The sequence below is a fragment of the Pseudomonas sp. B21-015 genome (assembly GCF_024749285.1).
Classification (GTDB): Bacteria; Pseudomonadota; Gammaproteobacteria; order Pseudomonadales; family Pseudomonadaceae; genus Aquipseudomonas.
In genome coordinates, this window is record NZ_CP087196.1 from 2,335,412 (window position 1) to 2,351,042 (window position 15,631).

Annotated in this window: 13 protein-coding genes; 3 read left to right on the plus strand and 10 right to left on the minus strand. The window is 59.5% G+C overall.

Features of this window, described 5'->3' with window-relative positions; translation table 11 throughout:
* Window positions 1-18: 18 nt before the first annotated feature.
* Entirely contained in the window at window positions 19-1,218 is a 1,200-nt protein-coding gene (locus LOY38_RS10660; RefSeq protein ID WP_258699984.1) for an MFS transporter, read from the minus strand.
* Between the two features lie 96 nt (window positions 1,219-1,314).
* Between LOY38_RS10660 and LOY38_RS10665 the strand changes: the two genes are divergently transcribed.
* Window positions 1,315-1,761 (plus strand): helix-turn-helix domain-containing protein, encoded by a 447-nt coding sequence (locus tag LOY38_RS10665; RefSeq protein WP_258699985.1) that lies wholly within the window; start codon window positions 1,315-1,317, stop codon window positions 1,759-1,761.
* A gap of 63 nt (window positions 1,762-1,824) precedes the next feature.
* On the opposite strand, the gene LOY38_RS10670 is transcribed toward LOY38_RS10665, so the two are convergent.
* Together LOY38_RS10670 and LOY38_RS10675 are read right to left on the minus strand one after the other, a co-directional pair.
* Window positions 1,825-2,976 carry a M14-type cytosolic carboxypeptidase gene (locus LOY38_RS10670; RefSeq protein ID WP_258699986.1) on the minus strand — a complete coding sequence of 384 codons (1,152 nt, stop codon included), beginning with the start codon at window positions 2,974-2,976 and terminating at the stop codon, window positions 1,825-1,827.
* A gap of 480 nt (window positions 2,977-3,456) precedes the next feature.
* Entirely contained in the window at window positions 3,457-3,798 is a 342-nt protein-coding gene (locus tag LOY38_RS10675; protein ID WP_258699987.1) for a DUF3077 domain-containing protein, read from the minus strand.
* Window positions 3,799-3,927: 129 nt separating this feature from the next.
* On the opposite strand from LOY38_RS10675, the gene LOY38_RS10680 reads away from it, so the two are divergent.
* Entirely contained in the window at window positions 3,928-4,593 is a 666-nt protein-coding gene (locus tag LOY38_RS10680; RefSeq protein WP_258699988.1) for a LexA family transcriptional regulator, read from the plus strand.
* A 39-nt stretch (window positions 4,594-4,632) separates the two neighbouring features.
* Here LOY38_RS10680 and LOY38_RS10685 read toward each other — a convergent pair whose 3' ends face one another.
* Genes LOY38_RS10685 through LOY38_RS10700 form a run of 4 tightly spaced genes read right to left on the minus strand, consistent with a single transcriptional unit; the run spans window position 4,633 to window position 10,200 of the window.
* Complete coding sequence (locus tag LOY38_RS10685; RefSeq protein WP_258699989.1) at window positions 4,633-6,588, minus strand: acetyl/propionyl/methylcrotonyl-CoA carboxylase subunit alpha; 1,956 nt, start codon at window positions 6,586-6,588, stop codon at window positions 4,633-4,635.
* A complete protein-coding gene (locus LOY38_RS10690; protein WP_258699990.1) occupies window positions 6,588-7,403 on the minus strand; it encodes a gamma-carboxygeranoyl-CoA hydratase in 816 nt (271 codons plus the stop codon). Before LOY38_RS10690 ends, LOY38_RS10685 begins: the two co-directional genes overlap by 1 nt.
* A 13-nt stretch (window positions 7,404-7,416) precedes the next feature.
* Window positions 7,417-9,024 (minus strand): carboxyl transferase domain-containing protein, encoded by a 1,608-nt coding sequence (locus LOY38_RS10695; RefSeq protein WP_258699991.1) that lies wholly within the window; start codon window positions 9,022-9,024, stop codon window positions 7,417-7,419.
* A 12-nt stretch (window positions 9,025-9,036) separates the two neighbouring features.
* Window positions 9,037-10,200 carry an isovaleryl-CoA dehydrogenase gene (locus LOY38_RS10700; protein ID WP_258699992.1) on the minus strand — a complete coding sequence of 388 codons (1,164 nt, stop codon included), beginning with the start codon at window positions 10,198-10,200 and terminating at the stop codon, window positions 9,037-9,039.
* A gap of 327 nt (window positions 10,201-10,527) precedes the next feature.
* Here LOY38_RS10700 and LOY38_RS10705 point away from each other — a divergent pair, with 327 nt between their 5' ends.
* Window positions 10,528-12,225, plus strand: coding sequence for an AMP-binding protein (locus tag LOY38_RS10705; protein WP_258699993.1), 1,698 nt, complete (start codon window positions 10,528-10,530; stop codon window positions 12,223-12,225).
* A 679-nt stretch (window positions 12,226-12,904) separates the two neighbouring features.
* Here LOY38_RS10705 and LOY38_RS10710 read toward each other — a convergent pair.
* From LOY38_RS10710 to LOY38_RS10720, 3 genes are all read right to left on the minus strand, one after another.
* Window positions 12,905-13,804 carry a hydroxymethylglutaryl-CoA lyase gene (locus tag LOY38_RS10710; RefSeq protein WP_258699994.1) on the minus strand — a complete coding sequence of 300 codons (900 nt, stop codon included), beginning with the start codon at window positions 13,802-13,804 and terminating at the stop codon, window positions 12,905-12,907.
* Between the two features lie 146 nt (window positions 13,805-13,950).
* Window positions 13,951-14,352 (minus strand): MerR family DNA-binding transcriptional regulator, encoded by a 402-nt coding sequence (locus LOY38_RS10715; protein ID WP_258699995.1) that lies wholly within the window; start codon window positions 14,350-14,352, stop codon window positions 13,951-13,953.
* 178 nt (window positions 14,353-14,530) lie between these two features.
* On the minus strand, window positions 14,531-15,460 hold the full coding sequence (locus LOY38_RS10720; RefSeq protein WP_258699996.1) for a LysR family transcriptional regulator: 930 nt from the start codon (window positions 15,458-15,460) through the stop codon (window positions 14,531-14,533).
* Window positions 15,461-15,631 lie beyond the last annotated feature (171 nt).

Below are 15,631 nucleotides of genomic sequence, written 5' to 3' on the forward strand. Positions count from 1 at the left end.
TGCGGCAGCTGCTACAGGTCAGCGTGAAGCTGCTTCCACAGGTTGGTCCTTCGGGGCCAACGTCAACCACCAATAGATCAACGCCACGGCGTTGATACCTGCACCCAGCCAGCACACCGCGATCCAGCCGCCCAAGGCATACATCGCCGTCGAACCGATCGAGCCCAAGGCGCTGCCGATCGAATAGAACAGCATATAGCCGGCGGTGAGTCGGCTTTGCGCTTCGGGGCGCACGTTGTAGATCATGCTCTGACTGGTGACATGAACGGCTTGCAGCCCCAAGTCCAGCGTAATGACCCCCAGCAACAACGCCCACAGCGACGATTGAGTGAGGGCGATGGGCAGCCATGAGGCGAGCATCAGCAACAACGACAGTCCGCTGGTCCATTGACCCAGCCCGCGATCGGCTAAGTGCCCGGCTCGGGCGGCGGCCAGTGCGCCGGCGGCCCCGGCCAGGCCAAACAATCCGATTTCGGTGTGGGACAGTGAAAGCGGTGGGGCGCTCAGCGGTAATACCAGAGGGGTCCACAGCACCATGGCGCTGGCGAAGGTCAACAGGGCGAGCATAGCCCGTTGACGCAACACCGGTTCTTCCTTGAACAACGTGAAAACCGAGCCGATCAATGCACCGTAAGCGCTATCCGGTCGCGGATCTTCGTGCTTGGGCAGCACGCGAAACAACAGCAACGCCATCACCAGGGTTAATCCGGCGGACAACAGATAGATCGAGCGCCAACCGGCCAGATCAGCCATGCCGCCTGCCACCGTTCGTGCCAACAGAATACCGACGACGATGCCGCTGGTGATCACCCCCACCACACGTCCACGTTGCGCCGGGATGGCCAGGGTCGCGGCGTAGGCCACCAGAACTTGCGTCACCACCGCCAGCAACCCGGTCAGCGCCATGCCGAGCAGCAACCAAGCGCTGTTCGGTGCTAACGCGATCATCAACAAGGCCAGTGCCGACAGCAGGGTTTGCAGGACGATTAATCGGCGACGGTTGAGCAGATCCCCCAGAGGGACCAGCAACAACAGGCCCACGCCATAGCCGATCTGGGTGAGGGTGACGACGATGCCGATGGTTGCCGGGTCCATGGCGAAGGCCTCGGCCATGGCATCGAGCAGCGGTTGTGCGTAATACACATTGCCGACGGCTAAGCCGCAGGCCACGGCAAATAGCAGCACTACGGCGCCGCTTAACGGATGATCAGGTTTCATCACGGGTTTCCTTTTGTGGTTTCAAAATAAAACCAGTTGTACGGTAGAGAGTCTGGTTTTATATTGCAACCACATTGATTGTCGGCGGACGCGGTTATGGTTAAACGTACAAGCATGGAAGGCGCCGAGTGCCCGGTCGCCCGTTCACTGGACGCGATAGGGGATTGGTGGTCGCTATTGATCGTGCGCGATGCGTTCGATGGTCTGCGGCGATTTGGTGAGTTCCAGCGCAATCTGGGCATGGCCAAGAACATTCTCTCGGCGCGCCTGCGCACATTGGTGGCCCACGGGATTTTCGATCTGGTGCCGGCGTCGGACGGCAGTGCGTATCAGGAGTACGTGCTGACGGAGAAGGGCAAGGGTCTGTTTCCGTTGATCATCGGGTTGCGGCAGTGGGGCGAGGCGTTTTTCTATGAGGCGGGGGAGGCGCATTCGCGGGTGGTCGATCGTGAGAACGGTCGACCGGTGCGGCCGCTGGAATTGCGCGCCGAGGATGGGCGGTTGCTGGGGCCCCAGGATTGTGTGCGGATCCCGGCTGAGTAAAACATCAAAAAATCGCAGCCTTGTTGGAACTGCTGAAGGCTGCGATCTTCGATATTCAAATAATCAACGCAGAGCATCGACCATGTCGGCAATGGTCGTCAGCACATCCTTGCCCAACTGCTTCGATCGCTTACCCGACCAGCCAGTCAGCGCATTTGGCGCGTCGTTGTTATCTTTGAAGGGCATTTCCAGGGTCAACGACAGGCAGTCGAACTTCTGACCGACACTGTTACAGGCCAGAGTCATGTTGGCTTTACCGGGCTCGTCGCGGGTGTAGCCGTGTTTGGTCTGGAAGTCTTTGGTCAGGTGCTTCAGATGGCTGCGGAAGCGCTCTTCGAGTTTTTCGATCCGCGGTGTATAGCCAGGGTTGCCTTCACAGCCGGCGGTGAACACGTAGGGGATTTCTTCATCGCCATGGATGTCGAGGAACAGGTCGACGCCATACTTTTCCATCTGTTGCTGAACGAACAGCACTTCCGGGCTGATTTCCTGGCTGGCGCTCTGCCAGGCACGGTTCAGGTCCTGGCCCATGGCGTTAGTACGCAAATGACCGTGGAAGGCACCGTCCGGGTTCATGTTCGGCACCAGGTACAGGTCGGCGCTGGCCAGGAGTTTCTTCAGAACCGGGTCGTCGTGTTTTTCCAGACGCTCGATCACGCCTTCCATGAACCACTCGGCCATGTGTTCGCCGGGGTGTTGCTGGGCGATGATCCAGACCTTGCGCTGGCCTTCGGCGCCAGTGCCTTTGTGTAATAGCTGGATGTCGCGACCTTCAACGCTCTTGCCGGTGGCCAGCAGTTCGGTGCCGGCCTTGGAGAGTGCCTGCTCGATCAGCCAATCGTGACGGCCACGGCTGTAGGGTTCGAAATAGGCGAACCAGGCGTGGGTGGCGGCGGCTTCCAGGCTGAAACGCAGGCAGTCGCCTTCGAAGATGGTCGGCACGCGGAACCAGTTGACGTGGTCGTAGGATGCCACCGCCTGATAGCCATCCCAAGCCTTGTTATACGAGGATTTACTGGCGTTGTTCAGACGAAACCAATGCTCCTGACCGACGTGCAGACCGCTGGCCTTGAAGTGGAACCACTGGAAATGCTGGCTGCGGGTGTCTGGCCTGATGGCCAGCAGCGCTTGCAGAGGATTGCTGATATCCAGCACTTCAATGTTGCCGCTGTCGAAGTTTGCGCTGATGTCGAAAGAAGATTTAGCCACGGCCATAGTCGGTTCCTGAATATGATTTTTATGGCTGCTACTTTACACGCAAGGGAGGGAGAAACCGGGGGAAATTGCGGGGTTGAAAGGGGGGGCGTCCTCCTTGACGCCGATGCAGCTTAGAGACTGCGCGATTGATTCTCAAGTGCTATTTTCATTAGTTTGGCCCAATGCTGCCGGGCGTCTCTCGCTAGCAGATATTGTTTTGATATCATCCGCGCCAATCGAATTTGCAGCACCCCCAGACTTCATTAGCCTGAAGCCAAAGCCAGACTAACTGGCAAAAAAAAACCCGGCAAAAAGCCGGGTCAAAAACCGTGATTAGCCTGATGAGGAGATAGTCCAGGAGACCGACCTAAGGTCTCTTGGTCCATCGACTGATCTCGCGATCAGTCGATGCAATAATAATCATTATCATTTATAAGTCAAATTTTTTTACCTGCGCGATTGGAAAGTTTTTCCTGTCCCCTCCAAAGCGCTCCCGCCTCAATCGTTCCGATCGCCCTCCAGGGATCGGTCGAGCATCGCCTTGGCCATGTCGATCATATGCACCGTAGAAAACGCCAGATCCCGGCTTGCGCCCTGCAGCTGGTTGGCTGATTCATTCGCGGTGGCGGCGGCACACCGCAACAGATCCGAAGCATGGACCAGCGCCTCTTCGCAACTGATGCTACGGTTCACATCAAAGAAGCGTTCTTCGTTGGTCACTTCTGACACAGCTGGTTTCAAGTAATAGTCCAGTGCCCGTTGCGCGGCGGCAGAGCCTTTTGGCGAGGTGAGGCTGGTGTCGATTTGCATGTCGGGCAGGGTATTGCTGGGGATGGTCATGATGATGGCAAGCTCCGTGATAGATTCAAATCCGTGAGCCCAGCTTAGTACGTACTGTATTTGTGTCTTGAATTTAAATACTACAATTTGTGTTTTGTTGGTCGGAGTACCCCCCGTATCGTGCCGCACATGGATAAATGGATTGAATTGGTCAAGGCCAAAATGAGTGAACTCAAAGTCACTCAGGAAATACTCGCCGAGCGCATAGGGATGTCCCAGGGTGGCGTCGGCCACTGGCTCAATAAACGTCGTCAGCCCGGCCTCGAGGAGATGAACCGTGTCTTGCGGGCGCTGGGCATGGACTATCTGGAAGTCGCGATGGTGATCAGGGAGCCGCAGATCTCACAGGATGAGGGGATCCCTCTGACGCAAAAGTACAACCCGTACTTTCGCTACCCGGTCAGTGACTGGCGGGAAACCGCAGAGGTGCGCGACGGAGAGCTATCGACTTACGGCGCTTCAACGGCAGTCAGCAAGCCACGTTTCGAGCTGTCCGACTACCATGCACAGGGCGCGGCGTTCTGGCTGGTGGTGGTCGGCGATGCGATGACGGCACCCTCGGGTGCGAGCATTGCCGAGGGCATGCTGATTCTGGTCGACCCGGCTATCGTGCCGGAGCCTGGCAAACTGGTGATCGCCCAATGGCCCGGAAGCGCCGAGGCGGTCTTTCGCAAACTGATCGAAGAGGGCGGGCAGCGTTATCTGGTCCCGCTCAATCCGACGTATCCGAAAGCCCTTTACACCGAAGAGTGCCGAATCATCGGCGTGGTGGTTCAGGCAACTGCCAAATTCTAATCAGATCGGTCCTCGCAATGCGTAGGACCGATCTTCATTTCACACGTGTTCCAACGCCACCAACGCACTGCCTTCGCTGACCATTTCGCCTTCCTGGCAATACAGCGCCTTGATCACCCCGGCATGGGGCGCGCGAATGCTGTGCTCCATCTTCATCGCTTCCAGCACCACCAGTTGCGCCCCGGCTTCGACCGTTTGCCCGACCTCCACCAGCACCCGCACGATGCTGCCGTTCATCGGCGCGGTGAGCCCACCCTGATGGCTGTGGCTGGCTTCGACGGCGCCGATCGGGTCATATGACTCGATGCGACGCAGCTCACCGTCCCATTGCAGATACAGCGTATCGCCACGACGGATGGCCCGGTGCTGACGGCGCAAGCCGTTGTGTTCGGTCAGCAGGTATTCACCCTTGAGCTGTGCTGTATGAGCGTCGGCATCGCCCAGAGTCAGCGCCCGGTCTTGTTCTTCGCAACTCAAATGCAGGGTGATTTCGGTCGGTAGTCCGGCACGCAAACCGTTGTTGATGGCCCAAGGCGAGCTCGGATCATCGGTGCGCGAAACAGTCGGCTGGCTTTGCGCAAACGCCTGGGCCGCCGCTTGCCAGAACTCATCACTCAGCTGTGAAGGTTCTGGCAGTAGCTGTTCCTGATAACGCGGAATGAACCCGGTATCCAGTTCGGCTGCGGCGAACGCCGGGTGGCCGATGATCCGGTGCAGGAAGTTGATGTTGGTCTTCAGCCCGCCAATGGCAAACTCATCGAGCATGCTCAACAAACGCAGCCGCGCCTGTTCACGGTTTTCGCCCCAGGCAATCAGCTTGCCGAGCATCGGGTCGTAGAACGGCGAAATTTCGTCGCCTTCTTCGACGCCACTGTCCACGCGACGCCCCGGCCCTTCAGCGGATTCGCGGTACAACGCCAGACGCCCGGTGGCCGGCAGAAAATCATGGCCCGGGTCTTCGGCATACAGCCGCACTTCGATCGCATGGCCGATCAGTGGCACCTGGTCTTGAGTCATCGGCAGCGCTTCACCGCGAGCGACGCGAATCTGCCAGGCCACGAGATCAAGGCCGGTGATGGCTTCGGTAACCGGGTGTTCAACTTGCAAACGCGTGTTCATCTCCATGAAGAAGAACTCACCGCGCGCATCCAGCAAAAACTCCACGGTGCCGGCGCCGACGTAACCGATGGCCTGCGCTGAACGCACGGCGGCTTCGCCCATGGCCCGACGCAGTTCCGGGCTCAGACCCGGAGCCGGTGCTTCTTCGACGACTTTCTGATGCCGACGCTGGATCGAGCAATCACGTTCGTTGAGGTACAGACAATTGCCATGCTGGTCGGCGAACACCTGGATTTCCACATGGCGCGGCTTGAGCAGGTACTTCTCCACCAGCATCCGCGAATCGCCGAACGACGATTGCGCTTCACGCTGCGCCGAGGCCAGGGCTTCGGCCAGTTGGCTGACATCCTCGACCACTTTCATTCCTTTACCGCCGCCACCCGCCGTGGCCTTGAGCAGCACCGGATAACCGATGCGTTCGCAGGCGTCGCGGAAGGTGTCCAGGTCCTGAGCCTCGCCGTGATAGCCAGGCACCAGCGGCACACCGGCCGTTTCCATCAAGGCTTTGGCCGCGGACTTGCTGCCCATGGCGTCAATGGCCGAGGCGGGCGGGCCGAGGAAGATCAGACCGGCCGCTTCGATCGCGCGGGCGAACCCGGCGTTCTCCGAGAGAAAACCATAACCGGGATGAATCGCCTGAGCGCCGCTGGCTTTCGCGGCGGCGATCAGTTTGTCGATTTGCAGGTAACTGTCGGCGGCTTTGCTGCCGCCCAGATCCACGCGGATATCCGCTTCTCGGCTGTGCCGGGCGTCACGGTCGGTGGCGCTGTGCACGGCCACGGTGGTCAGGCCCAGGGCCTTGGCGGTGCGCATCACCCGGCAAGCGATTTCGCCGCGGTTGGCCACCAGCAGGGTGGTGAGGACTGGTGCGCTCATCAACGCGGCTCCTTGAGGGTGGTTTCGGCTTGCCAGGTGGGCGAGCGTTTTTGCAGGAACGCGCGCAATCCTTCCTGACCCTCGGGGCTGACGCGGATTCGGGCGATGGCGTTCTCGGTGTAGCGCCGCAGCGCCGGGGTCAACGCGCCGCTGCCGACTTCGCGCAGCAAATCCTTGCTGGCGCGCATGGCCGCCGGGCTGTTGAGCAACAGATTGTCGATCCACTGATCGACTTTCTGCTCCAGTTCAGCCATCGGGTAGCTCTCCGACAACAGGCCGATTTCCCGCGCCCGTTGCCCGCCGAATCGTTCGGCGGTCAAGGCATAGCGCCGTGCCGCACGCTCGCCGATCGCCTGCACCACGAACGGGCTGATGACCGCCGGCGCCAGGCCGATGCGCACTTCCGACAGGCAGAACTGCGCGTCGTCGGCACCGATGGCCATGTCGCAGCAACTGATCAGGCCCAGCGCGCCGCCATAGGCCGCGCCTTGCACCACCGCCACGGTCGGGATTTTCAGCTTGGCGAGGTTGTACATCAACTCCGCCAGTTCCCGGGCGTCGTCGAGGTTGGTGTGGTAATCGAGTTCGGCCGATTGCTGCATCCAGGCCAGATCGGCGCCAGCGCTGAAATGTTTGCCGCGCCCGCGGATCAACAGAAAGCGCAGGCTGGCATCGCTCGACACTTTGTCCAGCGCGAGGATCAGTTCGCGGATCATTTCGGCGTTGAAGGCGTTGTTCTTTTCTTCACGGCTGAGCCACAAGGTCGCAAAACCCCTTGGATCGCTCAGCAGTTCGAGGGTGTTGAAGTCGCTCATGGTTTTCTCCAGATCACATCCGGAACACGCCGAAGCGGCTCGGTTCGATTGGCGCGTTCAGCGACGCCGACAAGGCCAGCGCCAACACGTCGCGGGTCTGCGCCGGGTCGATGACGCCGTCGTCCCACAGCCGGGCGCTGGAGTAGTAGGGGTGACCCTGTTCTTCGTACTGATCGAGGATCGGTTGCTTGATCTCGGCTTCCTGCTCGGCGCTGAACGGATGTCCGCTACGCTCGGCCTGCTCACGCTTGACCCGCACCAGCACACCCGCCGCCTGTTCGGCACCCATCACGCCGATCCGCGCGTTCGGCCACATCCACAGGAAGCGTGGATCATAGGCCCGACCGCACATGCCATAGTTACCGGCGCCGAAGCTGCCGCCGATGATCACGGTGAATTTCGGTACTTTGGCGCAGGCCACGGCGGTCACCAGTTTCGCTCCGTGCTTGGCGATGCCGCCGGCCTCGTATTTCTGGCCGACCATGAAGCCGGTGATGTTTTGCAGGAACAGCAAAGGAATGCCGCGCTGGCAGGCCAGTTCGATGAAGTGCGCGCCTTTCTGTGCGGCTTCGGCGAAGAGGATGCCGTTGTTGGCGAGGATCGCGATCGGGTAGCCGTGCAGGTGGGCAAAGCCGCACACCAGCGTAGTCCCGAAAAGTGCTTTGAATTCGTCGAACACCGAACCGTCCACCAAGCGTGCAATCACTTCGCGCACGTCGAATGGTTGCTTGGCATCTGCCGAGACTACGCCGTACAACTCATCGCTGCTGTATAGCGGCGCGATTGGCGTGCGTTGTTGCAGTTCACCGAGCTTGCGCCAATTGAGGTTGGCGACGCTGCGCCGGGCCAATGCCAGGGCGTGTTCATCGCTCTCGGCATAATGGTCGGCGACCCCGGAAATCTTGCAGTGCACATCGGCCCCGCCGAGGTCTTCGGCGCTGACCACTTCACCGGTCGCGGCTTTCACCAGCGGTGGGCCGGCGAGGAAGATCGTTGCCTGCTGACGAACCATGATCGCTTCATCGGCCATCGCCGGTACGTAAGCGCCACCGGCGGTGCAGGAACCCATGACCACCGCAATTTGCGGGATGCCCATGGCACTCATGTTGGCCTGGTTGAAGAAGATCCGCCCGAAGTGTTCGCGGTCCGGGAACACTTCATCCTGACGCGGCAGGTTGGCACCGCCGGAGTCCACCAGATAAATGCACGGCAGGCGATTTTGCTGGGCGATGGTCTGCGCGCGCAGGTGTTTTTTCACGGTCAGCGGGTAGTACGAGCCACCTTTCACGGTGGCATCGTTGGCGACGATCATGCATTCGACGCCTTCCACCCGACCGATTCCGGCAATCACGCCAGCGGCGGGAACGTCTTCGCCGTACACCGCGTAGGCCGCCAGTTGGCTGATCTCGAGAAACGGCGAGCCGGGATCGAGCAGACGATTGATCCGCTCCCGGGGCAACAACTTACCCCGCGAGGTGTGGCGTTCTTGAGCCTTCGGGCCACCACCTTGCTGCACTTGCGCGAGCAGGGTGTGCAGGGCGTCGACCTGTTTGAGCATCGCCGCGCTGTTGGCCGCGAACTCCGCCGAACGGGGGTTGAGCTGGGTATGCAGGATAGCCATGGACAGCTCCGTTTAGCGGGTTTCGTTGAACAGTTCGCGACCGATGAGCATGCGACGGATCTCACTGGTGCCGGCACCGATTTCATACAGCTTGGCGTCACGCAGCAGACGACCGGCCGGGAATTCGTTTATGTAGCCGTTACCGCCGAGAATCTGGATCGCGTCGAGGGCCATTCGGGTCGCGCATTCGGCGCTATAAAGGATGACGCCGGCGGCATCCTTGCGGGCAGTTTCGCCGCGCTCGCAGGCCTGGGCCACCGCATAGAGGTAGGCGCGGCTGGCATTGAGTTGGGTGTACATGTCGGCGACCTTGCCCTGGATCAGCTGGAATTCGCCGATGCTCTGGCCGAACTGTTTGCGGTCGTGAATGTACGGAACGATCAGGTCCATGCAGGCTTGCATGATCCCGGTCGGGCCGCCCGAGAGCACAACGCGCTCGTAGTCGAGGCCGCTCATCAGCACTTTCACGCCGCCGTTGAGCACGCCGAGGATGTTTTCTTCCGGCACTTCGACGTCATCGAAAAACAGCTCGCAGGTGTTCGAACCGCGCATGCCGAGCTTGTCGAACTTGTTGCTGCGGCTGAAGCCTTTCCAGTCGCGCTCGACGATGAACGCGGTGATGCCGTGGGGGCCTTTTTCCAGGTCGGTCTTGGCGTAGATCACGTAGGTGTTGGCGTCAGGGCCGTTGGTGATCCAGGTTTTGCTGCCGTTGAGCACGAAGTGATCGCCGCGTTTGTCAGCGCGCAGTTTCATCGAGACCACGTCGGAACCGGCATTCGGTTCGCTCATGGCCAGGGCACCGATGTGCTCGCCGCTGATCAGTTTCGGCAGGTATTTGCTTTTTTGTTCGTGAGTGCCGTTGCGGTTGATCTGGTTGACGCAAAGGTTGGAGTGGGCGCCATAGGACAGAGCGACAGAGGCCGAACCGCGGCTGATTTCTTCCATCGCCACTACGTGCGCCAAGTAACCCAGGCCCGCGCCGCCGTACTCTTCCGGCACGGTGATGCCCAGCAGGCCCATGTCGCCGAATTTACGCCACAAGTCGGCCGGGAACAGGTTGTCGATGTCGATCTGAGCGGCGCGCGGGGCGATCTCTTTGGCGACGAAGGACTGAACCTGATCACGCAGCATGTCGATGGTTTCACCGAGGGCAAAGTTCAGGGATGGGTAGCTCATGGGACACCTTTTGGCTTTTTTGTAGGGTGGGGAGGGTAGGATTCTGCTCTCACCTTTACGTTAACGTAAGCCTGTGACGAATGGCTGTCAATCACCCTTTACGTTAACGTCAACTTGAGCGAGAGTAGAGCCAGTTCTGAAAGACCAGCGTCGCACTCTGTGGCGAGGGAGCTTGCTCCCGTTCGAGCGCGAAGCGGTCGCAAATCGGTAAATGAGGTGCATCAGACAGCACCTGATTGGCTGATAACGACTGTTGCGCAGCCGAGCGGGAGCAAGCTCCCTCGCCACACAAGCCACGCTCCTACAATAAAGACAATAGGGGTCGTCATGGATCAACCCAGTGCAAGCCCGCAGCGCAGCTATACCCGTGGTTCCCAGGACAAAGCCTTGCTGGCGATGACCATCGGTCAGGCGTTCGATAACACGGTCGCGCAATATCCGACCGGGGAGGCGCTGGTCGTGCGCCATCAACAGCTGCGCTACACTTGGCAGCAGCTGTCAGAGGCCGTCGACTTGCATGCCAGAGCATTTTTGGCGTTGGGCTTGCAGACCGGTGACCGGCTCGGCATCTGGGCACCGAACTGTGCCCAGTGGTGCATCAGCCAGTTTGCCAGCGCGAAAATCGGCGTGATCCTGGTCAACATCAACCCGGCTTACCGCAGTTCCGAACTCGAATACGTGTTGAAGCAATCCGGTTGCCAATGGCTGGTCTGTGCCGGGGCCTTCAAGACCTCCGACTATCACGGCATGCTGCAAGGATTGATACCGGAATTGGCGGAGCAATCCATCGGCCAGTTGCACAGCGAACGCCTGCCGGAACTGCGCGGGGTGATCAGCCTGGATGCGCAGCCGCCATCGGGTTTCCTGCCGTGGTCGCAGTTGGCCGATCTGGCGGCCTGCGTCTCGGTCGAGCAATTGCGCGAACGCCAGGGCAGCCTGCATTTCGATCAGGCGGTAAACATCCAGTACACCTCCGGCACCACCGGTTTCCCCAAGGGCGCGACCCTCAGTCACTACAACATTCTCAACAACGGTTACATTGTCGGCGAAAGCCTCGGGCTGACTGCCCGTGATCGGCTGGTGATCCCGGTGCCGCTGTATCACTGCTTCGGCATGGTCATGGGCAACCTCGGCTGCGTCACCCACGGCAGCACCATGATTTACCCCAACGATGCCTTCGATCCGCTGCTGACCCTGGCCACGGTCGCCGAAGAAAAAGCCACCGCACTCTACGGCGTACCCACCATGTTCATCGCCATGCTCGATCAGCCCAAACGCGCCGAGTTTGATTTGTCGAGCCTGCGCACCGGGATCATGGCCGGGGCAACGTGCCCGATCGAGGTAATGCGCCGGGTTATCAGCGAAATGCACATGAGTGAAGTGCAGATTGCCTACGGCATGACGGAAACCAGCCCCGTGTCGTTGCAAACCGGTCCGTCAGACGGCCTGGAGTTGCGCGTCACCACCGTCGGCCGCACCCAGCCGCAACTGGAAAGCAAGATCATCGACGAGGCAGGCAACCCGGTGCCCCGAGGCACCATCGGCGAGCTGTGCACTCGGGGCTACAGCGTGATGCTCGGCTACTGGAATAACCCGCAAGGCACCGCTGAGGCTATCGATGAGGCGGGCTGGATGCACACCGGCGATTTGGCGAGCATGAACGATGGAGGTTATGTGTGCATCGCCGGACGTAACAAGGACATGATCATCCGCGGCGGTGAGAATATTTACCCAAGGGAGCTGGAAGAGTTCTTCTTCACCCACCCGGCGGTAGCCGACGTGCAGGTGATCGGCATTCCTTGTTCCCGGTACGGCGAAGAGATCGTTGCCTGGATCAAATTCCACCCCGGCCACAGCGCTACCGAGCAGGAACTGCAAGCCTGGTGCAAAGAGCGCATTGCGCACTTCAAGACGCCGCGTTACTTCAAGTTCGTGGAGGAATTTCCGATGACCGTGACCGGCAAGATCCAGAAATTCCGGATGCGCGAGATCAGCATCGAGGAGCTGCGAGGTCATCCCGTCTGACCACAACTCCTTGTGGGAGCGAGCTTGCTCGCGATGACGGCAGCGCATCCAATATAGATGTCGACTGAACCACCGCTATCGCGAGCAGGCTCGCTCCCACAGGGGGCGCAGTGGAAATGGCAAACACGAGAAAGCACAAAGGGGAGCCGAAGCTCCCCTTTAATTTTGTCGTTACGTGCTCTTTTTTTATTATTGAGGGGCGGTCTGTTGTTGTTTTTGGCAACCGTGGCCCTTTACCGCTGTTTTTGTCGATCCCCATCCGGGATCAAGAGCAAACGTATTTTTTTGAGCGCTGATCTACTTTTTCGCCAAGCGATCCAACCAGTTCGGGAGCTACCTGACGGTAGTTTTATTGTTCTCTGCCCGGTTGCGGGTTACTCCGAAAAGCACCCTGAAAAGCACATCTTCTCCAAAAAAATCTGTTAGCTGCGTCTCTGCCGTGTTGTTCTTGTTATGTCAGAGTCGTTACGTCTTATTTTTATTGGTTTGCAGCTTTTTATTCTTGTTATGCCATAGAGATAGCAGAAGCCGTGCCAACTTTAAAAATCCTTTTAAAATCAATGGTTTGAATTTTTGTTGGATTTTTTCATCCGTGCCAAACCTGACAATTTGTTTCCGTGTTACTCGTTTCCACCCCACGAGCCAGAACACGCGGTAACACCCGGACACATCCACGTTGTCACTGTGCGCTGCGGGCCTTGGCCACGCGCGAACCGGTAGGGCGCCCCAGCACCGCGCAAATCTGCTGGCCGGCCCGAATCAAGGCGTCCAGATCGATGCCGGTCTCGATACCCAGGCCGTTGAGCAGGTAAACCACGTCTTCGGTCGCGACGTTACCGCTGGCGCCCTTGGCATACGGGCAGCCGCCGAGGCCGGCGACCGAGCTGTCGAACACCGCGATGCCTTCCAGCAGGCTGGCGTAGATGTTGGCCATGGCCTGGCCATAGGTGTCGTGAAAGTGCCCGGCCAGTTTGTCCCGTGGCACGTCGGCCGACACCACTTCGAACATCTTGCGGGTTGCGCCGGCAGTGCCGGTGCCGATGGTGTCTCCCAGCGAAACTTCGTAGCAACCCATGGCATAGAGCTCGCGAGCGACCCGGGCAACTTGCGCAGGCGCGACATCACCCTCGTAAGGGCAGCCCAGCACACAAGACACATAACCGCGCACGCTGACGCCGTGTTGTTTGGCGGCGTCCATGATCGGCACGAAACGCTCCAGGCTCTCGCTGATCGAGCAGTTGATGTTGCGCTGGGAAAACGCTTCGGACGCTGCGGCGAACACGGCGACTTCCTTGACCCCGGCCGCAACGGCGTCTTCAAAGCCCCGAAGGTTGGGGGCGAGGGCGCCATAGGTCACGCCCGGCTTGCGCTGGATTTGCGCGAAGACCTCGGCGGAACCGGCCATTTGCGGCACCCATTTGGGCGAGACGAAACTGCCGACTTCTATATAGCCGAGGCCGGCGGCGGTCAGCGCGTCGACCAGTTGCACCTTGTCCGCAACGCTGATGGGCTGGGCTTCGTTTTGCAGACCGTCGCGGGGGCCGACTTCGACCAGGCGTACGTGGGTGGGTAGGGACATGGAATCGACCTGTTGTGATTGTCTGAATGCTGAGAAAACCCTGTGGGAGCGGGCTTGCCCGCGATGGCAGTGGGTCAGTCAGCATCAATGTTGAATGTCATGCCCTCATCGCGGGCAAGCCCGCTCCCACAGGGAATTGTATAGATCTACTGGACCGATTCCTGGCTCTTGATCGTTTGCTCCAGCGCCTGGGTACAGCGCTCTTCGGCCGTGTCGAGTTCCAGTTTCATCTGTTCGATGTCCAGCAGTTGCTGTTCGAGTTGGTCCCGACGCTCGGCAATTTTCGCCAGCATACTGTGCAGTTGCTTGGTGTTACCGCTGGAGGGGTCATAAAGTTCGATCAGCTCGCGGCATTCGGCCAAGGAAAAACCAATGCGCTTGCCCCGCAGGATCAGCTTCAGGCTGACCTTGTCACGGGGCGAATAAATGCGTTCCTGGCCGCGACGCTCGGGGCTGAGCAGGCCCTGCTCTTCATAGAAGCGAATGGCCCGGGTGGTGATGTCGAGCTCGCGGGCGAGGTCGGAAATGCTATAGGTCTGGCTGCTCATGGAAGCGCTCGAAAAAGGTCATGGCGCTAAGCTAATGGTAGGTTTACGTTTACGTCAAGTAGTGTGGATCTTCGTTGGCATCACCAGCCTCTTCGCGAGCAAGCCCGCTCCCACAGGGATCACGCTGTACCTGTGGGAGCAGGCTTGCTCGCGAAGAACGATGACGCGGATTAATGTCCTACACCTTATCCAGCGTCTTCTCATGGGCCGTGACCTGCTGGCACAACTCGATCATCTGTTCGCGCATCCAGCGGTTGGCCGGGTCCTGGTCAGTGCTTTCGTGCCAGTAGAGGTGGGTTTCCACCGGCGGCACATCGTTGACCGGCAGGTTCACCGAGTACAAGTCATGGCGACGGGCGAAGCGTTCCGGCACGGTCATGACCATGTCGGTCTGTTGCAACACCTGGGACGCCATCAGGTAATGCTGGGAGCGCAGGGCGATCTTGCGCTGGATGCCCATTTTGCCCAGGGCCAGGTCGACATAACCCAGGCCACTGCGGCGGCTGGAAATATGGATGTGGGTCAGGGACAGGTAATCGTCGAGAGTGAATTTTTCTTTGCCCGCCAGCGGATGGCCCTTGCGCATGGCGCACACATAACGGTCCTCCATCAACTTGACGTGACGCACCTGCGGGTCGGTGTTGAGCGGCGCATCCACCGCGAAATCGAGACGCCCGGCCGCCAGTTCCTTGGTGGTTTCGCGACGTTTGGACAGGAAGCTTTCGATGATCACCGTCGGCGCCAGGCGCCGCAGGCGCTGGAACAGCGGCGGCAGGATCACCGCCTCGGTGAGGTCGGTCATGCTGATGCGGTAGGTCTTGACCGCCTGCAACGGGTTGAATATGCGGCTTTCCTGCACCGACACCCGCAGCAGGGAGAGGGCGTTACGCACCGGGCCGATAATGTTCTGCGCCATCGGCGTGGGCACCATGCCCTGGGCGGTGCGCACGAAAAGCGGATCGTTGAAGGTCTCGCGCAGGCGGGCCAGAGCGTTCGACACCGCCGGTTGAGTAATGCCGACAATCTGCCCGGCGCGGGTCAGGTTGGCTTCGGTGTAGATCGCGTCGAAGACGATGAAAAGGTTGAGGTCGACCTTGCTCAGATTCATGCGCTGCACTCTTTTTTTATATGGGCATCTGTTTTTAGCGGCGTTTTGATCGGACCCGAGGGCCTTGGCAATCAGTCGATCATATATCGGTGATGAATGTTAATACACGCCGAGAATAGGTTAGGTAAATTATCAACGCTGTTCTAGCATCGATTGCATGACCTGAACAAC

Coding starts and splice junctions, on each gene's coding strand:
- LOY38_RS10660 (WP_258699984.1), bottom strand. CDS start 1,218: ATGAAACCTGATCATCCGTTAAGCGGCGCCGTAGTGCTGCTATTTGCC.
- LOY38_RS10665 (WP_258699985.1), top strand. CDS start 1,315: ATGGTTAAACGTACAAGCATGGAAGGCGCCGAGTGCCCGGTCGCCCGT.
- LOY38_RS10710 (WP_258699994.1), bottom strand. CDS start 13,804: ATGTCCCTACCCACCCACGTACGCCTGGTCGAAGTCGGCCCCCGCGAC.
- LOY38_RS10685 (WP_258699989.1), bottom strand. CDS start 6,588: ATGAGCGCACCAGTCCTCACCACCCTGCTGGTGGCCAACCGCGGCGAA.
- LOY38_RS10705 (WP_258699993.1), top strand. CDS start 10,528: ATGGATCAACCCAGTGCAAGCCCGCAGCGCAGCTATACCCGTGGTTCC.
- LOY38_RS10675 (WP_258699987.1), bottom strand. CDS start 3,798: ATGACCATCCCCAGCAATACCCTGCCCGACATGCAAATCGACACCAGC.
- LOY38_RS10720 (WP_258699996.1), bottom strand. CDS start 15,460: ATGAATCTGAGCAAGGTCGACCTCAACCTTTTCATCGTCTTCGACGCG.
- LOY38_RS10695 (WP_258699991.1), bottom strand. CDS start 9,024: ATGGCTATCCTGCATACCCAGCTCAACCCCCGTTCGGCGGAGTTCGCG.
- LOY38_RS10690 (WP_258699990.1), bottom strand. CDS start 7,403: ATGAGCGACTTCAACACCCTCGAACTGCTGAGCGATCCAAGGGGTTTT.
- LOY38_RS10670 (WP_258699986.1), bottom strand. CDS start 2,976: ATGGCCGTGGCTAAATCTTCTTTCGACATCAGCGCAAACTTCGACAGC.
- LOY38_RS10680 (WP_258699988.1), top strand. CDS start 3,928: ATGGATAAATGGATTGAATTGGTCAAGGCCAAAATGAGTGAACTCAAA.
- LOY38_RS10700 (WP_258699992.1), bottom strand. CDS start 10,200: ATGAGCTACCCATCCCTGAACTTTGCCCTCGGTGAAACCATCGACATG.
- LOY38_RS10715 (WP_258699995.1), bottom strand. CDS start 14,352: ATGAGCAGCCAGACCTATAGCATTTCCGACCTCGCCCGCGAGCTCGAC.